The organism is Kitasatospora sp. NPDC096204 (genome assembly GCF_044763205.1).
GTDB lineage: Bacteria > Actinomycetota > Actinomycetes > Streptomycetales > Streptomycetaceae > Kitasatospora.
In genome coordinates this window covers 156,089-176,185 of the sequence record NZ_JBIWFT010000006.1, presented here as the reverse complement: position 1 = coordinate 176,185, position 20,097 = coordinate 156,089, and the positions used below count along the sequence as shown (strand labels likewise).

At 74.4% G+C, this 20,097-nt stretch carries 16 protein-coding genes; 8 read left to right on the top strand and 8 right to left on the bottom strand.

The genetic code is table 11. The features are described from left to right. Positions 1-63 precede the first annotated feature (63 nt). From ACIQ87_RS08995 to ACIQ87_RS08980, 4 genes are all read right to left on the bottom strand, one after another. Complete coding sequence (locus ACIQ87_RS08995; RefSeq protein ID WP_402403731.1) at positions 64-687, bottom strand: CE1759 family FMN reductase; 624 nt, start codon at positions 685-687, stop codon at positions 64-66. 20 nt (positions 688-707) lie between these two features. Continuing rightward, positions 708-1,811, bottom strand: a complete 1,104-nt coding sequence (locus ACIQ87_RS08990) for an LLM class flavin-dependent oxidoreductase (protein ID WP_402403728.1) — start codon at positions 1,809-1,811, stop codon at positions 708-710. A gap of 402 nt (positions 1,812-2,213) precedes the next feature. Beyond that, a complete protein-coding gene (locus ACIQ87_RS08985) occupies positions 2,214-2,519 on the bottom strand; it encodes a GNAT family N-acetyltransferase (protein WP_402403725.1) in 306 nt (101 codons plus the stop codon). A gap of 220 nt (positions 2,520-2,739) precedes the next feature. After that, positions 2,740-3,252 carry an ArsR/SmtB family transcription factor gene (locus ACIQ87_RS08980; protein WP_402403722.1) on the bottom strand — a complete coding sequence of 171 codons (513 nt, stop codon included), beginning with the start codon at positions 3,250-3,252 and terminating at the stop codon, positions 2,740-2,742. 90 nt (positions 3,253-3,342) lie between these two features. Between ACIQ87_RS08980 and ACIQ87_RS08975 the strand changes: the two genes are divergently transcribed. Next, positions 3,343-4,344 (top strand): S41 family peptidase, encoded by a 1,002-nt coding sequence (locus ACIQ87_RS08975; RefSeq protein WP_402403720.1) that lies wholly within the window; start codon positions 3,343-3,345, stop codon positions 4,342-4,344. Between the two features lie 24 nt (positions 4,345-4,368). Here the strand turns inward: ACIQ87_RS08975 and ACIQ87_RS08970 are convergent, their stop codons facing one another. Both ACIQ87_RS08970 and ACIQ87_RS08965 read right to left on the bottom strand, forming a co-directional pair. After that, positions 4,369-5,433: an alpha/beta hydrolase gene (locus ACIQ87_RS08970; protein ID WP_402403717.1), complete on the bottom strand. Its 1,065-nt coding sequence runs from the start codon at positions 5,431-5,433 to the stop codon at positions 4,369-4,371. A 213-nt stretch (positions 5,434-5,646) separates the two neighbouring features. Continuing rightward, a complete protein-coding gene (locus tag ACIQ87_RS08965) occupies positions 5,647-6,408 on the bottom strand; it encodes an alpha/beta fold hydrolase (RefSeq protein ID WP_402403715.1) in 762 nt (253 codons plus the stop codon). A gap of 460 nt (positions 6,409-6,868) precedes the next feature. Here ACIQ87_RS08965 and ACIQ87_RS08960 point away from each other — a divergent pair, with 460 nt between their 5' ends. From ACIQ87_RS08960 to ACIQ87_RS08930, 7 genes are all read left to right on the top strand, one after another. Further along, positions 6,869-8,473 carry an MFS transporter gene (locus ACIQ87_RS08960; RefSeq protein WP_402403712.1) on the top strand — a complete coding sequence of 535 codons (1,605 nt, stop codon included), beginning with the start codon at positions 6,869-6,871 and terminating at the stop codon, positions 8,471-8,473. 121 nt (positions 8,474-8,594) lie between these two features. Then, positions 8,595-11,342, top strand: a complete 2,748-nt coding sequence (locus ACIQ87_RS08955) for an AAA family ATPase (RefSeq protein ID WP_402403709.1) — start codon at positions 8,595-8,597, stop codon at positions 11,340-11,342. A 165-nt stretch (positions 11,343-11,507) separates the two neighbouring features. Continuing rightward, positions 11,508-12,767, top strand: a complete 1,260-nt coding sequence (locus ACIQ87_RS08950) for an ABC transporter substrate-binding protein (RefSeq protein ID WP_402403706.1) — start codon at positions 11,508-11,510, stop codon at positions 12,765-12,767. Between the two features lie 40 nt (positions 12,768-12,807). Then, positions 12,808-13,677: a carbohydrate ABC transporter permease gene (locus ACIQ87_RS08945; RefSeq protein ID WP_402403703.1), complete on the top strand. Its 870-nt coding sequence runs from the start codon at positions 12,808-12,810 to the stop codon at positions 13,675-13,677. Next, entirely contained in the window at positions 13,674-14,492 is an 819-nt protein-coding gene (locus tag ACIQ87_RS08940; RefSeq protein WP_402403700.1) for a carbohydrate ABC transporter permease, read from the top strand. The genes ACIQ87_RS08945 and ACIQ87_RS08940 overlap by 4 nt, the downstream gene beginning before the upstream one ends. Before the next feature lie 117 nt (positions 14,493-14,609). After that, positions 14,610-15,566, top strand: coding sequence for a helix-turn-helix domain-containing protein (locus ACIQ87_RS08935; protein ID WP_402403698.1), 957 nt, complete (start codon positions 14,610-14,612; stop codon positions 15,564-15,566). 223 nt (positions 15,567-15,789) lie between these two features. Beyond that, entirely contained in the window at positions 15,790-18,609 is a 2,820-nt protein-coding gene (locus ACIQ87_RS08930; protein WP_402403695.1) for a LuxR C-terminal-related transcriptional regulator, read from the top strand. A 74-nt stretch (positions 18,610-18,683) separates the two neighbouring features. Here the strand turns inward: ACIQ87_RS08930 and ACIQ87_RS08925 are convergent, their stop codons facing one another. Then, complete coding sequence (locus ACIQ87_RS08925) at positions 18,684-19,598, bottom strand: Crystal protein ET79 (protein WP_402403692.1); 915 nt, start codon at positions 19,596-19,598, stop codon at positions 18,684-18,686. Positions 19,599-19,703: 105 nt separating this feature from the next. Further along, positions 19,704-20,024 carry a hypothetical protein gene (locus ACIQ87_RS08920; RefSeq protein ID WP_402403690.1) on the bottom strand — a complete coding sequence of 107 codons (321 nt, stop codon included), beginning with the start codon at positions 20,022-20,024 and terminating at the stop codon, positions 19,704-19,706. Between the last annotated feature and the right edge of the window lie 73 nt (positions 20,025-20,097).

Genomic DNA, 20,097 nt, shown 5'->3' with positions numbered 1-20,097 from the left:
CGCGGACGCTCCCGCCGTCGGGTTCGTGACGGCGGGAGCGGATCCCCGGGGGTGCGCGCCGGGTCAGTGGAAGCCGAGCGCGGAGGGGGTGACGGTCGGACCGTCGGCCCGCCGCGGATTCGCCAGGGCCGCGAGGGTCAGCGCCGCGAGGTCCGCCCCGGCCCGTTCGATCCGCCGCGGCAGGGTGTCGGTGCGGCTGTCGCCCGTACCGCCCCAGTCCTCGGAGGCCGCGAAGACGGCGGTCGGAGCGACGAGCGCGCGCTGGTAGGCGAAGAGCGGACGCAGCGCGTGCTCCAGGGCCAGCGAGTGGCGCGCGGTGCCGCCGGTCGCGCCGATCAGCACCGGCTTGCCCTCCAGGGCGCCGGGGTCGAGCAGGTCGAAGAACGACTTGAACAGTCCGCTGTAGGAGGCGGAGAAGATCGGGGACACGGCGATCAGCGCGTCGGCCGTGCTCACCTGCTCCAGCGCGTCGCCCAGGGACGGCGAGGGGAAGCCGGACAGCAGGTGGTGCGAGATGGGGGTGGCCAGCGGGCGCAACTCGTGGACCAGCACCAGGACTTCACGGCCCGAGCGGGCCAGCTCGGCGGAGGCGGCCTCGGTGAGGCGGTCCGCCAGCAGGCGGGTGGAGGAGGGCAGGCTGAGGCCGCCCGAGACCACGGCCAGCGTGATCGGCGAGGTCGGTTCCATGGGGAAGAACTCCGTCCTGGTCAGGAGGTGGCGGGGGCGTCGTCCCCGGGCGTGGCGGCGGCGTCCCGGAGCGTGGCGTGGGTGGGGGCGTCGGGAACGGTCGCGGGCCGGCCCTTGGCGAACTCCTCGCGCAGCACGGGCACGACCTCCTCGCCGAGGATGTCGAGCTGCTCCAGCACGGTCTTCAGCGGCAGGCCGGCGTGGTCCATCAGGAACAGCTGGCGCTGGTAGTCGCCGACGGCCTCGCGGAAGCCGAGGGTGCGCTCGATGACCTCCTGGGGGCTGCCCACGGTCAGCGGGGTCTGCTCGGTGAACTCCTCCAGCGAGGGCCCGTGGCCGTACACCGGGGCGTTGTCGAAGTACGGGCGGAACTCGCGCACCGCGTCCTGGGAGTTCTTGCGCATGAACACCTGCCCGCCGAGGCCGACGATCGCCTGCTCGGGCGTGCCGTGGCCGTGGTGGGCGTAGCGCTCGCGGTAGAGCTCGACCATCCGCCGGGTGTGCTCCTGCGGCCAGAAGATGTTGTTGTGGAAGAAGCCGTCGCCGTAGTAGGCGGCCTGCTCGGCGATCTCGGGGCTGCGGATCGAGCCGTGCCAGACGAACGGCGGCACGCCGTCCAGCGGTCGCGGGGTGGCGGTGAAGCCCTGCAACGGGGTGCGGAAGCGGCCCTCCCAGTCCACCACGTCCTCGCGCCACAGCCGGCGCAGCAGCGCGTAGTTCTCCACCGCGAGCGGGATGCCCTGGCGGATGTCCTGGCCGAACCACGGGTAGACCGGGCCGGTGTTCCCGCGCCCGAGCATCAGGTCGACGCGGCCGTCGGCGACGTGCTGGAGCATCGCGTAGTCCTCGGCGATCTTCACCGGGTCGTTGGTGGTGATCAGGGTGGTCGCGGTGGAGAGCACGATCCGCTCGGTCCTCGCGGCGATCCACCCGAGCATGGTCGTCGGCGAGGACGGGACGAACGGCGGGTTGTGGTGCTCGCCCATGGCGAAGACGTCCAGGCCCACCTCCTCGGCCTTGAGCGCGATGGCCAGGATCGCCTTGATCCGCTCGCGCTCGCTCGGTTCCCGACCCGTGGTCGGGTCGGCCGTCACGTCACCGACGCTGAATATCCCGAACTGCATGGGGTTTCGCCTATCCCTCGGCTGGTCGCGGCCCGGTCGGGCCACCCAGCGAACCTAGGCAACCGGCGAGGGGCGGACGGACTTCGCAACGCATCGCCAGTTGCCCGGCAGCGCACTGCCGTCGGCGACGGGCCGGGGTGGCCGTGGTCGTGCGTTGTCGGGACAGTCCCGGGCGCGGAGCGAGCAGAACCTCCCGCCGGCCGCGGGCTGGTGTCGTCGACGCGAACGCCCGGCCGATCCGGCCGGGGCCGTGGACACGGGCCCGCTTCCGCCGCCCGGGCGGCCGACGCCGGACGGGCTCGGGCCCCGGGTGGATCCCCACCCGGGGCCCGAGCCCGTCGGCATGCGTCAGAGCGGCGTCGGAACGGCGGCAGAACTGCGGCAGCGAACCGCCCGAACGCCTCAGAGGCCGAAGCGCGCCCGGTGCGAGGCCGGGACCAGGTCGGCGTACTCGGGGTGCCGGATGATCCAGCCCCGGACGAAGGGGCAGTAGGGCAGGACGGCGAGCCCCTGCCCGCGCGCCGCGTCCAGCGCCGCGCGCACCAGCACGCCGCCCAGGCCGCGTCCTTCGAACCGGGGGTCGATCTCGGTGTGGATGAAGGCGATCTCGCCGCCGGACCGGTGGTACTCGGCGAAACCGGCGAGCTCCCCGCCGTCACGGATCTCGAAGCGCGACTTCTCCGCGTTGTCGCTGACGGTCTGTTCCATGGTCTTCCTCCTGCTGGTCGCGGCGCCGGCCGCCGGTGGAACGCGCGGCACCGGAGCGGACCTCCGGAGCCCCTCGGTGTCGGTCCCCAGGCTAGGAACGTGCCCGGCCCGGGCCTGTTCCGACGGTGCACCGGCTGCGTTCGGTCCGCGCACCGAACGGAACCCGGGCCTCCGCCGAGGGCGCTCGACGTCTTCGGCGGAGGCCCGTCCGGGCGACCGGTCAGCCGCGCCCGCCGCCCTGCTCGTAGAGCGCCACCAGCACGCCGTGCACCGGCTCTCCCTGCGGGGCCTCGACGGCCTCGTCCACCAGGGCCTGGAGCGCGGCGCCGAGGCGCTCGGCCTGGTCGGCCGTCAGCCGCAGGTGCCGCAGCACCAGCAGCGGTTCCCGCGGGGCCTTGGCGCACTCCTCGGCCACCGCCCCGAGCAGCGCGGTGGTCGGCCCGGCGTCCGCTCCGGCCACGGTGATCCGCCGGGCGGTGCGCTGGTAGAGGTGCTCGCTGCCACCGCGCACCTTCCTGGTCTCCACGATGCGGACCACGCCGGCGTCCTGGAGCACCTTGAGGTGGTGCGCCACCGTGCCCTTGCGGCTGTCCAGCAGCGCCGCCAGCCGGCCGACGGTGACGGGTTCCCCACCGAGCGCCAGCAGCAGCCGCTGGCGCAGCGGGTGGGAGAGCGCCTTGTACTGCTGCGGGCTCTCGATGGTGAGTTCCTGGTCCTGGGTCTGATCCTCCACCCGTAAAGCGTCCAATTTTCTTGACGCTTTCGCAAGCCGCGTGCTCTACTCGTGCCGACCTGATCGATCATCACCAGCGGGGGGCAACAGATGGCGGGGCTTCAGTCGGCCGAGATCACCGGGATCGTCACCGAGGTGAGCCGGCTCACCACCGAGCTCTACGTCTTCCCCGAGGTCGGCAAGCGGATCGCCGGGCGCCTCGCCGAGGCGCTGTCCCAGGGCCGCTACCACCGGGCCGAGGACGCCGAGACGCTCGGCCGGCTGGTCACCGAGGACCTCCGGTCGGTCAACGCCGACGGCCACCTGCGGCTGAAGTTCCACCCCCACCCGATCCCCGCGGACAAGGAGGACGGCGCCGTCCTCGCCGAGCTGACCAGGGCCGCCGACCTCTCGCTGGGCGGCGTGCCCCGGATCGAGCGCCTGGCGGGCGGGGTCGCCCTGCTGAAGCTCGCGCCGATCCTCTTCCCGCTCGACATGACCGGCGGGTCGCTGGACGCCGCGCTCGCCCTGGTCGCGCGGGCCGAGGCCCTGATCCTGGACCTGCGCGAGTGCGTCGGCGGCCACCCGTACACGACCGCCCACATCTGCGGCCACCTCTTCGACGAGCCGACGCACCTCAACACCCTCTACGACCGCGAGGAGGACGCCGAGCAGCAATTCTGGAGCCCCGCCCAGGTGCCAGGCCCGCGGTTCGGCGGCAGCAAGCCGCTCTACGTGCTGATCAGCGGGGCCACCTTCTCGGGCGGCGAGGAGCTCGCGTACGACCTCCAGCAGCGCGGCCGCGCCGTGGTGGTCGGCGAGGTGTCCGGCGGCGGCGCCAACCCGCGCCGGGGCTTCACCCTCCACCCCCACCTGGAGGCCACCATCCCGACCGCCCGCTCGATCAACCCGGTCTCGGGCGGCAACTGGGAGGGCACCGGCGTGATCCCGGACACCGCGACGGACCCGGCCCTGGCCCACGAGGTGGCCCACCGCGCGGCGCTGGCCGAGGTGGCCCGGCTCGGCGGTGACACCCCGTCCGCCGAGGAGGCCCGGCGGGCGCTGGGCGGCCGGGCCGAGGACCGCCCCGCACCGTCGGACGACCGGCTCTGACGCCCGGCGCCGCCGGCGCTCACCTCACCAGGGTCGGCTGTGCAGCGCCATGTGCACGGTGTCGACGACCTGGATCAGCGCGGCCCGGGTGGTGCCCGTGGGATGGAGACCGCCGACGAGCAGGAAGCCGTGCATCACCCCCTGGTAGCGCGTGGCCACCACCGGAACCCCGGCCGCCCGGAGCCTGGCCGCGTAGGCCTCCCCCTCGTCCCGCAACACATCGGCCTCCGCGGTGACCACCAGCGCCGGCGGCAACCCGGCCAGTTGCTCCAGCGACGCCCGCAACGGCGCGGCCGTCACCTCCATCCGCCGATCCCGCTCGGGCAGGTAGTCGTCCCAGAACCGGCGCATGTGGTCGCGGTGCAGGAAGTAGCCGGTGGCGAAGCGCTGGTAGGACGGGGTGTCGAAGTCGGCGTCGGTGACCGGGTACAGCAGCACCTGGTGGACCAGCGGGAGTTCGCCGCGCTCCCGGGCCAGCAGCGTCAGCGCCGCCACCAGGTTGGCCCCCGCGGAATCCCCGACGACGGCGATCCGCTCCCCCGCCAGCCCGATCTCATGCCCGTGCTCATGGATCCACCGGGCCACCGCGTAACACTGCTCGACGGCCACCGGGTAGCGCGCCGCCGGGGCCCGGGCGTAGTCCACGTACACGACGGCGGCGTCCGTGCCCAGCGCGAACTCCCGCACCAGCGCGGCGTAGCAGTCGGCATCACCGAGCGACCAGCCCAGGCCGGCCAGGAACAGCACCACCGGACTGGGCCGGGCGGCGCCGACGGGTCTGGTCACCTGGACGTGCACCCGCCCCGCGGACTCACAGGGCAGGGCGAGCCACTCCGACTCGATGCCCCACGGGTCGTCCTCGAACCCGTCCTCGTCCTCGAACTCGCCGTCAGCCGGCCACTCGTCCGCCCACCCGCCCGGCCAACCGTCCGGCCAACCGCCCGACCCGGCACCCGGTGCGAGGTCGCGGGCGAGGACGGAGAGGTCCGGCAGCTCCGTGGCGGACCGGCCGGCTCCGGCGTCCAGGAACTCCTGGAGCGCCCGGTCGAGCACCGGGCGCCGGTCAGGCTGCGGGGTGGGCTCGGACAACTCTTCGCTCCTGACCTGATCGAAGGGACGCGGCAAGGCGTTGCGCGCCCCGCCGTGGACTCGGTCCGAGCCGAGCGGAACGCCGGTCCGCCCGAGCCCGTGACACGCCACCGACCGTACTGCCGGGGCGCCGGCGCCGCTGGTCTGATCGTGCACGGATTCCGGCCGGGGCGAGCGGCGCGTCGACCGCCCCCACGACGAGCGCCTCAATGTTCATCGGGTGCGGTTCCCTCGATCCGGAGATCCGCCGACTGTACACGACCGACCCCCGGTGGCCTCGTGAATGAGCTCCGCGACCGCGGTGGGCCTGGAGACGGCCACGCTGTGGGAGGCGTCGGGCAGTTCGAGGACGGTGGCGCCGGCGCGTTCGGCCGTGAAGCGCTGGACGGCCGGCGGCAGCGCCTGGTCGGCGCCCGTCACCAGGGCCCACGAGGGCTTCCCGCGCCAGGCCGCCACCGTCGGCGCGTCGGTCACCACCCGCTCGGCGACGGGGCGTTGGATCGCGGCCAGCACCTGCGCCACCTCCGCGTCGAGGTCGGCGGCGACCAGCGGCCGGAAGCAGTCCGCGGGCACGGAGAGCTCCGTCGCCCGCTCGGTGCCGCCGCTGGTGAACTCCGTGTGCCGCAGCCGGGAGATCAGCGGCGAGGGGGCGAAACGGCGCGCGAGCGCGCAGTAGTTCTCCCCCACGTCGGGGAGGTAGGCGGCCACGTAGACCAGCGCGAGGACGTTGGGGGCGGCCCCGGCCTCGGTGATCACGGCGCCCCCGTAGGAGTGGCCGACCAGGACGACGGGACCGTCGATGCCCGCGACGACGTCGGCCAGGTAGGCGGCGTCATGGGCGAGGCCCCGCAGCGGGTTCGCGACGGCGAGCACCGTCAGTGCGCGGCAGTGGAGTTCGGCGACGACGCCGAACCAGGTACTGGCGTCGGAGCAGCCGCCGTGGACGAGCACGACGGTGGGCCGGGTGGAGGGCATGGCGACCTTTCGACTGGCGCCGGACGGCCGGACGCGACAGGGCTGCGGGCGGGTTCAGGCCGGATTGCGCCGGTCGGCGTGGGCGGCGTGCGCCTGCCCCGCCGAGGAGATGGGCGGCGGCTCGTCGTGACGATTCTCGCCGCGCACCGGACCGGGTGACCACCGACCGACGTAGGGATTGGCCGACGAAGCTTCATCGCTCTGTAGCAAGGCCGCCGGGACGGGGTGCCCGCGACACACGTTCCCGATGCTCCGGGGGGCCGTGCGTCGGCAGGCGTGCAGGATCCGCACAGTGGTGGGCGCTGACGGGCAAGTCCCTCGGCACCGCGCCGCCTAGCGTTCCAGGGACAGGGAGTGAGGGGCTCTCCTGGGGCCGCCCGGCGACGTCGACTCCCCCGTACCGTCGCGTCGTCGGGCGTCCGGTGGGCAGCGTGAGAGAGGACGAGCGAGTGGTGCGTCGATGACCGGGACCGACGGCGGACAGAACGGCACCGCGAGCGGTTCGGCCTGGTCGCCGTTGCGCCGAAGGGTCTTCCGCGACCTCTGGCTGGCCCAGTTCACCTCGAACGTGGGCAGCTGGATGCAGACCGTCGGGGCGCAGTGGCTGCTGGTCGGCCACGGCGCGGGCCAGGTCTCCCTGGTCCAGCTCGCCGCGGGCCTGCCGGTGCTCTTCCTCGCCCTGCCGGCCGGGGTCCTCGCGGACCTCGTGAACCGGCGCCGCCTGCTGCTGACGATGCAGGCCGCCATGGCGCTGGTGGCCGCGGTGCTGACCGCGCTGGCCTTCGCGGGGGTGCTCGGGCCCTGGACGCTGCTGGCCCTCACCTTCCTCCTGGGCTGCGGGAACGCGCTCAACGGCCCGGCCTGGCAGGCGGTGCAGCCCTCGCTCGTCCCGCGGGAGGAGTTGCGCCAGGCCGCGGCCCTGGGGGCGGTGAACATGAACCTGGCGCGCGCCGTCGGCCCGGCCCTCGGCGGGGTCCTCGTCGCCGCCCTCGGCGTCGGCTGGACCTTCGCCGTCAACGCCGCCTCCTTCCTCGCGATCCTGGTCGTACTGGCCGGTTGGCGGCCCGGGGAGCAGGAACGGTCGCCGCGGCCGGGGCAGGAGCGCGAGCACCTGCTCGCGGCCATGCGCGCCGGCGGCCGGTACGTGCGCAGCGCACCGCGGATCCGCCGGATCCTCCTGCGCAGCGCCCTGTTCGTACCCGGCGCCTCCGCCCTGTGGGCGCTGCTGCCGGTGTCCGCGCACGAGTCCCTCGGGCTCGGTGCGGCCGGGTACGGCGTACTGCTGGGCGCCGTCGGGCTGGGAGCGGTCGCGGGAGCGGCGGTGCTGCCCGCGATGTCCCGACGGATCGGCGGCAACGGCTCGCTGGCGCTCGCCGGGGCCGTCTTCGCGGGCGCGCTGGTGGCCCTGGCCGTCAGCGGCAGCGTGCCGGTGGCCTTCCTGGCCCTGGTCCTGGCCGGAGCGGCGTGGATCACCGCGCTGTCCACCCTGAACGCGAGCCTCCAGGTCGCCCTGCCGGCCTGGGTGCGGGCCCGTGCCTCGGCCTTCTACCTGCTGGTCTTCCAGGGCGGCAGCGCCGTCGGCTCGCTGGTCTGGGGGCAGGTGGCACAGCACGCCGGCGTGTCGGTGGCGATGCTCCTGGCGGCGGGGTCCCTGCTCGGCGGGGTGCTGACGCTGCGGCTGCTGCCGCTGCTCGGCGGCCGGAACGACCCGACGCTCTCGGAGGCCTGGCCCGAACCCCGGCTGGCCGTCGAGCCGGCACCGCAGGACGGGCCGGTGCTGGTGACCGTGACGTACGAGGTGCGGGCGCAGCGGGCCGAGGCCTTCGCCGCGGCGATGCGAAGGGTGGAGGCCTCCCGGCGCCGGACCGGAGCGGTCACCTGGGGCCTGTACCGGGACGCCGCCCGGCCGGAACGGTTCGTCGAGACCTTCACCGTGACGTCGTGGTCGGAGCACTGCGCCCAGCACCACGGCCGCTACACCGGCACCGACCACGCCTTCGAGACGGACGCCCGCACGCTGCTCACCCGGGAGCCGACCGTCACCCACGCCACCATGGCGCGCTGACGGGCCGGCGCGGACAGCGCGAACGGCGCTGCCTTCGGCCCGAGGTGAGGCAGCCACGAACGGCGTACCCTCTGGAAGCTGCGAACGACAGCAGGACGGGTGCGACGGGAGAGGGGCGGACATGGCAGGGTCGGGCGGTCCGCTGTCCCGCAGTGGACTGCGCGGCCGGGAGGCCGAGCTCGAGCAGCTCCAGGCGCTGATCACCTCGGTGGCCCGCACCGGGGGCGGAGGGCTGGCCCTCATCCGGGGGGAACCGGGCATCGGCAAGACCACGCTGCTCGCCGAGGCCGTCTCCCGGGCCGGGGCCGCGGGCTTCTCGGTCGGTCTGGGCAAGGCCGAGGAACTGCACCACGTCGTGCCGCTCTCGTCCCTGGCGGCCAGTCTCCTGCACGGCGACCGGCCGCTGTTGTCCGACGGCTCCTTCGTCGACCTGGCCCGCCGTCACGACCAGCGGATCTGGCTGGTGGAGCGCCTGGCGGAGGCCGTCGAGGCCCTGGCGGGCAGCGGGCCGGTGCTGATCGGCCTGGACGACGTGCAGTGGGCCGACGCGCTGAGCCGGTTCGCCCTGCGGCAGCTCCCGACCCGGCTGCGGACCTCGCCGGTGCTGTGGCTGCTGACCGCGCGCCAGGAGCCCGCCGGCCCGGCGGAGGAGGTCGTCGCGGCCGCCACCGGCAACCTTCCGACGGTCACGGTGGCGCTGGGCCCGCTGTCCGGCGCGGCCATCGGCCAGCTGGCCGACGACGCCCTCGGCACGGCGGCCGACGCCTGGGTACGGGACCTGCTCGACGGCGCCGGCGGGAACCCGTTCCTGGCGGTCGAGCTGCTGGCGGGGCTGGGGACCGCCGACGCCGCGGAGCAGGCCGTGCCCTCCGGGCTCGTGGTGGGCGTGCGCGGCAGGCTCGGCTCCCTGCGGCCCGACACCCTGCGCTTCCTCCGGATGGGGGCGGTGCTGGGCCGCGGGTTCGGCTTCCAGGACGCCGCCGCGCTCTGCGGCCGGTCCGCCGCCGCACTGGTCCCGGCACTGGAGGAGGCCGTACGGGCCGGGCTCCTCGACGACGACGGCGACCGGCTGGTGTTCCGGCACGACCTGCTGCGCCAGGCGGTCTACGCCGACGTCCCGCCGTCGGCCCGCAAGGCCCTGCACCGCGAGGCCGCGCGTCACCTGGTCGCCGCGGGCGGGCGGCCGGTCGACGCGGTGCCGCACATCCTCCGGGGAGCCGTGCCCGGGGACGAGGAGGCCGTGGCGCTGCTGCGGCGCGCGGCCGAGGACGTGCTGCCGGTCACGCCGGGCCTCGCGGCCGACCTGATGACGCGTGCCCTCGAACTGGTGCCGTCGCCGGGACCGCTGAAGTTCGCCGTGGGCGAGCAGGCGATCCTCACCCTGACCCGGGCCGGCCGGAACCGGGAGGCGCTGTCGGCGGGCGACCGGCTGCTGGCCGAACTGCCGCCGCTGGCGACCTTCGGCCGGCTCCAGGCCGCCCTCGGCGGGACGCTGTGGTCCCTGGACCTCACCGAGGAGTTGCGCCGCCGGACCGAGGCCGCGCTCACCACCGGCGGCTGCGCCCCGGAGATCTGTGCCCGGCTGGCAGCCCTGCGCGCGCTGGCCCTGTCCCGGGGCCGCGACCTCCTCGCCGCGCGTGAGGCCGGCGAGGCCGCGCTGCGCGCCGCCACCGCCGCCGGTGACCGGGAGGCCCACGTCCTGGCCCTGTCCGGGCTCGGCGAGATCGCGCTGAACGCCGGTGAGACGGCGCTCGGGCTGGAGCGCTTCGTCGCGCTGAACGCCATCGACTCCGGCTTCCTCCCCGAGGAGATCGTCGCGCACCTGCACGTGGACGACTTCGCGTCGGCCGAACGCCTGCTCCTGGGGCCGGCGGAGAAGGCCGGGGCGACGCGTCAGGCCATGCTGCTGTGGGCTCGCGGCCAGCACGACCTGGGGCTCGGCCGGCTCGACGACGCCGAGGCCGGCTTCGAGACCATGGAACGCCTGGAGGACGAGGTGGGGGTGCCCGTCCAGCAGGTGAACGGCCGGGTGATCCGCTCCCGGATCGCCCTGCTGCGCGGCGACCGGGAGGCGGCGAGGGAGCACCTGGCCGCCGCGCGGGAACGCCTCGCGGTCAAGCCGAACCCGGGCAACACGGCCGCGGTGCGCTTCCTGGAGGCGGTGCACGCCGAGGCCGACGGGGACCTCGGGCTCGCCGTCGACCGGATCCGCCTGGTCCAGCAGGAGGGACCCTTCATGCGCTGGCGGCTGCTGCGGGACTGGGTCGACGCCGCGGTCCGGATGTCCCTGCGCGGCGGGGCGCCCGAACTCGCCGAGGACCTGGCCGCGCAGGCCGAGTCCCACGCCGGGCGCAACCCGTCGGTGCCGACCGCCACCGGCATCGCGGCCCAGGCCCGCGGGCTGGTGGCGAACGACCCCGCCGTGCTCGAACACGCCGTGGAGCTGCTCGCGCGGAGCCCCCGCCGGCTGGTCCTGGCCGCCGCGTACGCCGATCTCGGCCGGGCGCTCCTGGCAGCGGGGCGGAAGGACCGCGCCACGGCGGCGCTGGCCCAGGCCCGGGGCGCCTTCGCCGAGTCGGGCGCCCACGCCGCGGTGGAGGAGGTGCGCCGCGTGCCGGAGGGGCCGGAGGCCGGCCGGCGGAAGGCGGCCGCCGCGCCGCGCCCCGTCCAGGGGTGGGGGGCCCTCACGGCGTCGGAGCGGAAGGTCGCGCACCTCATCGCCCGGGGCCACACCAACCGGTCGGCCGCCGAGACGCTCGTCGTCTCCCCGCACACGGTCAACACCCACCTGACCGCCGTCTTCCGGAAGCTGTCGATCAGCTCCCGGGTCCAGCTCGCCAACCTGGTCGCGTCGCTGCCCGACGGCTGAGCGGGCGGGCCGTCTCGGAGGGCGCCGATCAGGCCGCCGACGGCGACCTGTTTAATGGGCGCTCGAACGGAAGGGACCGCTCGGACCACTGTTGACGGCACTCCTGCGGTCCGGTCCCTCCCCGCGACCGACCAGGTCACCCCGTCACTCGGTAAAGGCACCAGCATGTTCTCACCGGCCGGCCCGCCGGCGCGGCGTACCGCCGCCCTCCTGACCGGAACCGTCCTCCTGGCGCTCGCCGCCACCGGGTGCGGCGCCGGCAGCGGTTCCGGCTCCGCTTCGGCCGGGGGTGAGGTCACCTCCATCACCGCGCTCGACTACTACACCGACGGATCCGAGCACGCCCAGTGGGGCGAGATGCTCGACGCCTGCGGCCGGAGCGCCGGTGTGAAGGTCGAGCAGACCAGCGTCCCGGGGGCGTCCCTCATCCCGAAGGTCCTCCAGCAGGCGTCGTCGCGGACCCTCCCCGACCTGCTGATGCTCGACAACCCCGACCTGCAGCAGATCGCCCGGACCGGCGCGCTGACCCCGCTGGACGCGTACGGCATCGACGCCGACGGCTTCGCCGAGGGCATCCGGTCCGCGGGCACCTACGAGGGCACGGTGTACGGGCTGGCCCCCAACGTCAGCACGGTCGCCCTGGTCTACAACAAGGACATGCTCGCCGAGGCCGGCGTCGCCGTCCCGAGGACCTGGGACGAGCTGAAGGCGGCGGCCGCCGCGCTGACCCGCCCCGGGCGCTACGGCATGGCGGTCGACGCGAACCCCACCTTCGAGGGCACCTGGCAGTTCCTGCCCTTCCTGTGGTCCAACGGCGGCGACGAGAAGCAGCTGGACACCCCCCAGGCCGCGCAGGCGCTCCGGCTGTGGGTGGACCTGGTGAACAGCGGGTCGATGTCGAAGTCCGTGCTGAACTGGACGCAGGCCGACGTCCACGACCAGTTCGTCGCCGGGAAGACCGCCATGATGATCAACGGCCCGTGGCGGATCCCGGCCCTGGACCAGGACGCGACCCTGCACTGGGGGGTGGCCCCGGTGCCCGTGCCCCAGCTGGGGCAGACCCCGGTCACCCCGCTCGGCGGCGAGGTGTGGACGGTCCCGAAGGGCCCCTCCAAGGCCCGGCAGGAGAAGGCCGCCCAGGTCCTCGCGTGCCTGAACAGCCCGGCGAACATGCTCACCGCGGCCCGGCAGCACTTCACCGTGCCCTCCCGCACCGCGGTGGCCGCCCAGTACGCCGAGCAGAACCCGTCGATGGCCGCCTTCACGAAGAGCGTGGAGGCGGCGCGGGCCCGTACCGGCGAACTCGGCGTCAGGTGGCCCCAGGCGGCGACCGGGATCTACACCGCGATCCAGTCCGCGCTGACGGGCGAGCAGACCCCGGAGGAAGCCCTCAGGCATGCGCAGCGGCTCGCGACCGACAACTGACCCGGCCCCACCGCGGCGCCGGGAGCGGTGGGCACCGTGGATGTTCCTCGCGCCGGCCGCGGCGTACCTGCTGCTGTTCTTCGGCTACCCGCTCGCCGAGAACCTCGTGACGAGCTTCCGGCACCACACCGTCACGACCTTCTACACCGGTGAGGCACCGTTCGTGGGGCTGCGGAACTACGCGGCGATCCTCTCCTCGGAGCGGTTCCCCACGACCCTGCTGACCACGGCCCTGTTCACCGCGGGCTCGGTCCTGGGACAGTTCGCCGTCGGCCTGGCCCTCGCCCTGTTCTTCCGGCGCCGCTTCCCGCTGGGCGGCCTGCTGCGCTCGCTCCTGCTGCTGCCGTGGCTGCTGCCGCTGGTCGTCTCGGGGACGACGTGGCGGTGGATGCTCGACCCCGACAGCGGGGTCGTCAACGCGGTGCTGCGCGGCCTCCACCTCTCGTCCTCCGGCGTCCCCTGGCTCACCGGCACCTCGCAGGCGCTGCTGGCCGTGGTCCTCGTCAACGTCTGGGTCGGGATCCCCTTCAACACCGCGATCCTGTACGGCGGTCTGCAGGACATCCCCACGCGGGTGTACGAGGCGGCGGCGCTGGACGGCGCCGGCCGCCTGGCGACCTTCCGCCACATCACCTGGCCGCTGCTGCGGCCCGTGGTGAGCGTGGTGCTGGTACTGGGCGTGGTCTACACGCTCAAGGTGCTGGACATCATCCTCGTGGTGACGGGCGGCGGGCCGGCCGGCGCCACGGAGACCCTCGCCACCCAGTCCTACGAACTGTCCTTCCGGCAGTACGACTTCGGGCGCGGTGCCGCGATGGGCAACCTGCTCGTCGTCCTGTCGCTGGTGTCCGCCCTCGCCTACCTGCGCGTCGACCGGCGCGCCCGCGCGGCCTGGGAGGCGAGCCCGTGAAACGCGCGCCCGGCCGCCGCGGCCCGCTCTCCACCGCCGTGGGGATCACCCTGCTCGCGCTGATGCTGTTCCCCGTCTACTGGATGGTCAACGCCTCCCTCCAGCCCGCGGGCAACACCCTGCGGGGAGGGTGGTTCCCGCTCCACCCGGACCTCGGCGGCTACGCCACCGCGCTGCGCGACCAGGGGCGCAACCTCGTCACCAGCCTCGTCGTGGCCCTCGGCAGCTCGGCGTTCAGCCTCACGCTCGCCGCCCCGGCGGCGTACGCGCTGACGCGGCTGCGGCCGGGCGGGACCGACCTCGTACTGCTGGGCGTCCTGGTCACCCAGATGGTGCCGGGCATCGTCGTGGCCGACGCGCTCTACGGCGCGTACAGCGACCTGGGGCTCCTGAACTCCCACCTCGGGCTGATCCTCGCCGACTCCACCGCGGGAGTCCCGTTCGCGATCGTCATCCTGCGGGCGTCCATGCGGACCATCCCCCGGGAGATCGTCGACGCCGCGCGCGTGGACGGTGCCGGCAGCCTGCGGATCCTCCGCTCCGTGGTGCTCCCGCTGAGCACCAACGCGCTGGTCACGGCCGCGGTGTTCACCTTCCTCTTCGCCTGGAGCGACTTCCTCTTCGCCCTCACCCTGACCAGCACGGAGACGGTCCGGCCGGTCACGCTGGGCGTGTACCAGTACATCGGCGCCCACACCGACCAGTGGAACGCCGTCATGGCCACCGCGGTCCTGGCGTCCGTGCCCGCCGCCGTCCTGCTGGTCGTCGCCCAGCGCCACGTCACCACCGCCGCGACCGACGGAGCCCTCAAGTGAGGCGGGTGAGGACGGTTCCTCCCTGATCTCACGTGTTCACGCGATGCCCCGCCGCGGGCCGACCGGCAGGCTGTCCCGGAACCCCCGAGCCGGGGCGACCGAGCTGAGAGGAACCCGGTGCCCGCGTCGCTCTCCACCGCGTCGCTGCCCGCCTCCGACCGGGCGGAGGCGTGGCACGACGCGATGTGCCACACCTTCGTGCCGCTGGAGGTGAACCTCCTGGAGGAGGTGCCGTCGCCCGGGGAGATCACCGGCCACCGGCTCGGCCCGGTACGGATCTCAAGGGTCCAGGCGGGGCCCCAGACGTTGACCCGCGACCGGCGCCTGCTCACCGACGACGACTCGCCGACGCTCATCCTCAGCGTTCAGGAGCGGGGCACCTCGCTCAAGGAGCAGGACGGCAGGGAGACGCTCGTCCGGCCCGGCCAGTTCTCCCTCACCGACACCTCCCGGGTGTTCCGCAAGAGGATCGACGAGGACTTCACCTTCACCTCCTTCCACTTCCCCCGCGCGGAACTCCACGTGCGGGACAAGGACCTGCGGGCGCTCACCGCGACGGCGTTCAGCGGCTCCGAGGGCAGTGCCGCGCTGCTGGCGACCTACCTCCGGCAGATGGCGCGCGAGGCGGCCGGGCTGGACGAGGCCGTCGGGCGCCGGGCCGCGTCCACGGCGCTCGACCTGCTGGCGCTGCTCATCGACGACCGGGCCGGACGCACCCGGCCGCAGGACTCGCAGAGCGCGGCCTCGCTGGAGCGGGTCAAGGACCACATCCTGCGCAACCTGCGCGACCCGGACCTCTCGCCGTCCACCATCGCGGAGGCGAACTTCATGTCGGTGCGCTTCCTCCACAAGCTGTTCCAGCAGGAGGGCGTCACGGTCGGCGGATGGATCCGGACCCAGCGCCTGGAGCGCTGCAGCCGGGACCTGCTGCGCCCGATGGCCGCGGACCTCGGCGTGGCGGGCATCGCCCGCCGCTGGGGCTTCGCCAACTCCAGCCACTTCAGCCGCGCCTTCCGCACGGCCTACGGCATGTCACCGAGGGACTGGCAGACGGACGGCAACCCGACGGGCTGACGCCCCCGCAGTCACCGAACACGCGTCCGAGGAATTGCCGGACCGGACCGTTCCCACTCGAACCACAGTTCCGCGACGGACTGCCACCGCCGGAAAGTTCGTATGTGAAACGTGATAAAAGCAGCGGGATCCGGCACGGCCACACGCATGATCGCGCCGTTTTCCACGCGATGAGCGGACGCGCCCCGCACCCGGGCAAAGATCGACCCAAGACGAGATCGTCATGGTGTTCCCGCGGACATCCGGCTCCGGTGCCACGGAGGCCGAATCCCGGCGGGTGGCGCGAGCCCCGACCGGCACCGCGGGACGAACAGCCGAAGGGGTTGGTCGACACATGCTCTTGGAGCGCGACGAGGTGCTTGACATGGCCGCGGCAGCCGCGGCATCGGCCCGAGCGGGCGGCGGCCGCTGGGTCCTGCTCTCGGCGCCTGTGGCCGGCAGAGGGCGGAGCACCGCGTTGGAGGCGATCGTCCGGCAGCAGGCCGACGGCGACGCCATGCACATCGGACGCGCGCGCGGCGTACCGGAGGAGACGGCGTTCCCGTTCGGGCTCGTCCGGCAGCTGTTCCCGGACGACGAGGCCGTTCCCTTCTCCGCCCTCGCCGGGCCGGACGAACAGCGGCTGTTCCACGGGCTGGTGACGCGACTGGCCCGGTCCGCCGCCGAGCGGCCCGCCCTGCTCGCGGTGGACGACCTCCACCGCGCCGACGAGCCGTCCCGGCGCTGGATCGGCTACCTCGCCCGGCGCCTCGCCGACATCCCCGTCCTGCTGGTGGTCACCGAGTGCGCCGACCCGTCGGGCCCGGCGCCCTTCCCGCCCGCCACGGGCGTGTCCGTCGCCCTCCCCGCCCTCAGCGTGTCCGCCGTCGTCCGCCTCGCCCGGGCCGCCGGACTGGACCAGCAGTCCACCGTGACCTGCGTCGAGGCCGGCGCCGGCAACCCGGCCCTGGTACGGGCGCTCGTCGCCGACCTCGCCGACGGGCCGCTCCCCCTCCTGCCGTCCGCCCGCCCGCGCGGCCGCTACCGCGAGGCGATCGGCGACTGGCTGCGGCGGGAGGCCGATCCGTGCCTGCGCCACACCTGCCTCGCCGTCGCCGTCGCGGCCGAGGGCGGAACACCCGCCGACCCCGCCCTGCTCCGCCGGCTCTCCGGCCTCTGCCCGTCCGGGCGGCCCCCGGGCGAGCGGTCGGTGCGCCGGCTGAGCCGACTGCTGAGCCACCCCTTCGCCCGGGAGGCCGTACTCGCCGCCGCCGAGCCGCGGGAGGTCGCCGCGCTGCACGCCCGGATCGCGGAACTGCTCGACGAGAGCGGCGCGCCCGCGACCGCCGTGGCCTCCCGACTCCTGCACCTGGACCGGCCCGGCGAGCCGTGGATGACCCGCGCCCTGGCCGAGGCCGCCGAGGAGGCGCTGCGCGCCGGCCGGCCCGCGGAGTCCGCCGGGTATCTGCGCCACGCCCTGAGCGGCCCGCTCGATCCGCAACGGCGCGCCGCCCTCGCCCTGCGCCTCGGCGCCCTGGAGCTGCCGAACAACGCGACCGCCGCCATCCGCCGGCTCCACACCGGACTCGATCTGCACACCTGCCACCGGGAACGGGCGACCGCGGCGACCGCGCTCAGCGCGGCCCTGGTCGCGGGCCGGGATCCCGACACCGCGTTACGGGTCCTGCGCCAGGCCAGCCTCGTCGCCGACGACGACGAGCTCGTCCAGGTGCTGCAGACCCTCGGCGCGCTCGTCTCCTCGCACGACAACGACGCCTGGCGCGGCGCCGTCGCCGGTCTGCGCGCGCTCGCCCCGACGGCACCGCCCGCCATCGAGCCGCTGGTGTGCGGCCTGATCACCGAGTACGAGGCCGGGGCCGGCCTCTGCTCGGCGGCCGAGGCGCTCGCCCGGGTCCGGCCGCGCCTGGCGGCCCCGGTGGACCCGCGGCTGCGGACCGCCTGGCTCGGCAGCGCGGCCACCCTGCTGCAGTGGGCGGACTGCCTGGAGGAGGCCCGCGAGCTGGCCGGCCTCTGCCTGCCCGTCCCGCCCGTCCCCCCGGACCTCACGGACGTGGGACTGCAGTGCCTGCTCAGCGTCCGCGCCGAGGCGGCGCTCTGGGCGGGCGAGTTCGACCGCGTCATCGCCGAGAACGCCCCGCTGGTGGAGGCGACGGCCGGACAGGGCGTCCGGCTGCCGCACCTGGCGGCCATGGTGGCGACCGCCCGCCGCGAGACCGGCCGGCGCGCCGGGGCCTGGGAGGCGGTGGCGCTGGTCGGCCCGTCCGGCAGCGACAGTTCCTGGGAGTGGAACGAACTCGGCTACGCCCGGGCCCTGTTGCACGCGGCGGACGGCGACTGGCAGGCGGCCCTCGACGACTACCTGGCCTGCGGAGCCGGCCAGGGCGCCCATGACTTCGTCAGCCCGGTCGCCACGCCGTGGCGCTCCGGGGCGGCGCTGGCCCTGGTGCGGCTCGGCCGACGGGAGGAGGCCCGCGAACTCGCCGAGGAGGAACTTCGCCACGCCCGGACCTGGGGCACGCCCCGCACCGTCGGCCGGGCGCTGCGGGCGTACGCCGCGGCCGTGGGCGGCAAGCTGGCCCTGGGCTCGCTGACCGAGGGCGCCGAACTGCTCAGGGCGAGTCCCGCGCCGGTGGAACTCGCGGAGACCCTGGTCGACCTCGGCCGGGCCCACCTCGACGCGGGCAACGGCCGCAAGGGCCGTGACACCCTGCGCGAGGCGCACGCCGTGGCCCGGCGGCTGGCCGTGCCCGCGGCGGGGCCCGGCGACCCGGTCGGCGGTCCGGACGCCGACGGCCGTCCCGTCGGCCGTCTCCTCGACCTGACGGAGCAGGCACTGCGCGGCGGCGGGGTGCGGAACAGGAACGGCGGGCACGCGCTGACCTCCGCCGAACGGCGGGTGGCCGAACTGGCCGCGGCGGGGCACACCAACGCCCAGATCTCCTCCGCGCTGTGCCTCACCCGCCGCACCGTGGAGACCCACCTCACCAACGCCTACCGGAAGCTGCGGATCGCCCGGCGCACCCAACTCGTGACGGTGCTCTGAAGCCGGTGCCGCCCTCGCCCGGAGTGCGGAGCACCCGACCCGGACGAGGGCGGCACCGGTTCGATCCGGCGTGATCAGGCCTTGGACAGGGTGAAGGAGACCGCGGCGTTGTCACCGCTGCCGCCCTGCCAGGTGCACTTGTAGCCGGACGGGGCGTCGCAGCTGTAGCCGTTGCCGCCCCAGTAGGGGTTGTTCCAGTGCACCGTGACGCCGTTCTGCTCTCCGACCACGTTGAAGGTGACCGTGCCCTCCGTGCCGGTCATGAGGCCCTCCGACTCACTCGCCCACTTCGCGGTGACACCGGACTGGATCATGGAGGGGGGCATCATGCCGTCGGACCAGATCCCCCACTGCAGGCTCGCGCCGGAACGGGTGAGCAGCTTCCCCGAGTTGTTGGTCAGGTTGACGCTCGTGCTCCGGGAGGCGCTCATCAGGGCGGGCGCCGCGGCGGCCTTGCTCTTCTTCCCGATGCTGAACGTGGTGGAGGCGTTGTCCCCGCTGCCACCGCTCCTGGAACAGGTGTAGCCGTCCGGGACGTCGCAGCTGTAGTCGTTGCTGCCCCAGTAGGGGTTGTTCCAGTGCAGCTTGACCTCGCCGCCGTCGGCGAGGGTGTAGGTGATGCTCCCCTCCGTCCCGGTCGCGAACCCGCAGGACTCGCTCTGCCAGCTGGCCGACTTGCCGGTGGGGATGTAGTCGGACGGCAGCATGTCGTTCGACCAGCAGCCGTGGTCGAGCTTCTCCCACGTCTTGGTCATGCCGGACCCGGTGCTGTTGGACAGCGTGACCTTCGTGGAACGTTCCGCGGAGAGCAGCGGCACGCCCGCCGCCTCGCTCCCGGCGGCCTGGCTCTGCTCCGCGGACGCCTGCGGCCCGGTGGCCTGTCCGGCCGCGGCCTGCGCGGACGGGGCGAGGGCGACCGCTCCGGCCGCCATCAGCACGGCGGTGAGCGCTCCTGCGGCCGTACGGCCCAGACCGGTCATGGAGGTCATGCGCATGGGTCTACCAACTCTCTTCGAGGCTGGGCGAGCGGACGTGTGTCACGCTCGCCTTGTTCACGTCGGCGGGCGGCGCGGCTCGGTGCCGGCGCCGGGGGCTCACTGGATGTAGAGCTCCCACCTCGGCGCGTTGTCGGCGTAGGTCTGCTCGATCTTCATCATCACGGCGCTCCCCATGCCGTACAGCACCCAGTACGCCGCCTCCGCGGCGAAGTACGAGTCGTACCGGCCGACCCAGTGCCAGATGTCGATCGCGAGCGCCGACGCGCCTTCCTGGGCGACGGGCGTGACGGCCGCGGGCGCCGCGGCCGGCGCCTGGGCGGGGGAGGCCGCGGTCGCGTACGCCTGGGCCGTACCGCCGACGAGGACCGCGGCGGCGAGCACGGCGCAGAGCGAGGCCGCACGGATTCGCCTGTTCATGACAATGTCCTTCCTGGAGTTCCCCGCGAACGGCCGGTCTCCTGTGACGGATCCGCCCGGCCCGGTCGCGGGC

What these genes read in the sequence shown, in the direction of transcription:
- ACIQ87_RS08995 (WP_402403731.1), bottom strand. Translation starts at nt 687, where the DNA reads ATGGAACCGACCTCGCCGATCACGCTGGCCGTGGTCTCGGGCGGCCTC.
- ACIQ87_RS08990 (WP_402403728.1), bottom strand. Translation starts at nt 1,811, where the DNA reads ATGCAGTTCGGGATATTCAGCGTCGGTGACGTGACGGCCGACCCGACC.
- ACIQ87_RS08985 (WP_402403725.1), bottom strand. Translation starts at nt 2,519, where the DNA reads ATGGAACAGACCGTCAGCGACAACGCGGAGAAGTCGCGCTTCGAGATC.
- ACIQ87_RS08975 (WP_402403720.1), top strand. Translation starts at nt 3,343, where the DNA reads ATGGCGGGGCTTCAGTCGGCCGAGATCACCGGGATCGTCACCGAGGTG.
- ACIQ87_RS08965 (WP_402403715.1), bottom strand. Translation starts at nt 6,408, where the DNA reads ATGCCCTCCACCCGGCCCACCGTCGTGCTCGTCCACGGCGGCTGCTCC.
- ACIQ87_RS08960 (WP_402403712.1), top strand. Translation starts at nt 6,869, where the DNA reads ATGACCGGGACCGACGGCGGACAGAACGGCACCGCGAGCGGTTCGGCC.
- ACIQ87_RS08955 (WP_402403709.1), top strand. Translation starts at nt 8,595, where the DNA reads ATGGCAGGGTCGGGCGGTCCGCTGTCCCGCAGTGGACTGCGCGGCCGG.
- ACIQ87_RS08950 (WP_402403706.1), top strand. Translation starts at nt 11,508, where the DNA reads ATGTTCTCACCGGCCGGCCCGCCGGCGCGGCGTACCGCCGCCCTCCTG.
- ACIQ87_RS08945 (WP_402403703.1), top strand. Translation starts at nt 12,808, where the DNA reads ATGTTCCTCGCGCCGGCCGCGGCGTACCTGCTGCTGTTCTTCGGCTAC.
- ACIQ87_RS08930 (WP_402403695.1), top strand. Translation starts at nt 15,790, where the DNA reads ATGGTGTTCCCGCGGACATCCGGCTCCGGTGCCACGGAGGCCGAATCC.
- ACIQ87_RS08925 (WP_402403692.1), bottom strand. Translation starts at nt 19,598, where the DNA reads ATGACCTCCATGACCGGTCTGGGCCGTACGGCCGCAGGAGCGCTCACC.
- ACIQ87_RS08920 (WP_402403690.1), bottom strand. Translation starts at nt 20,024, where the DNA reads ATGAACAGGCGAATCCGTGCGGCCTCGCTCTGCGCCGTGCTCGCCGCC.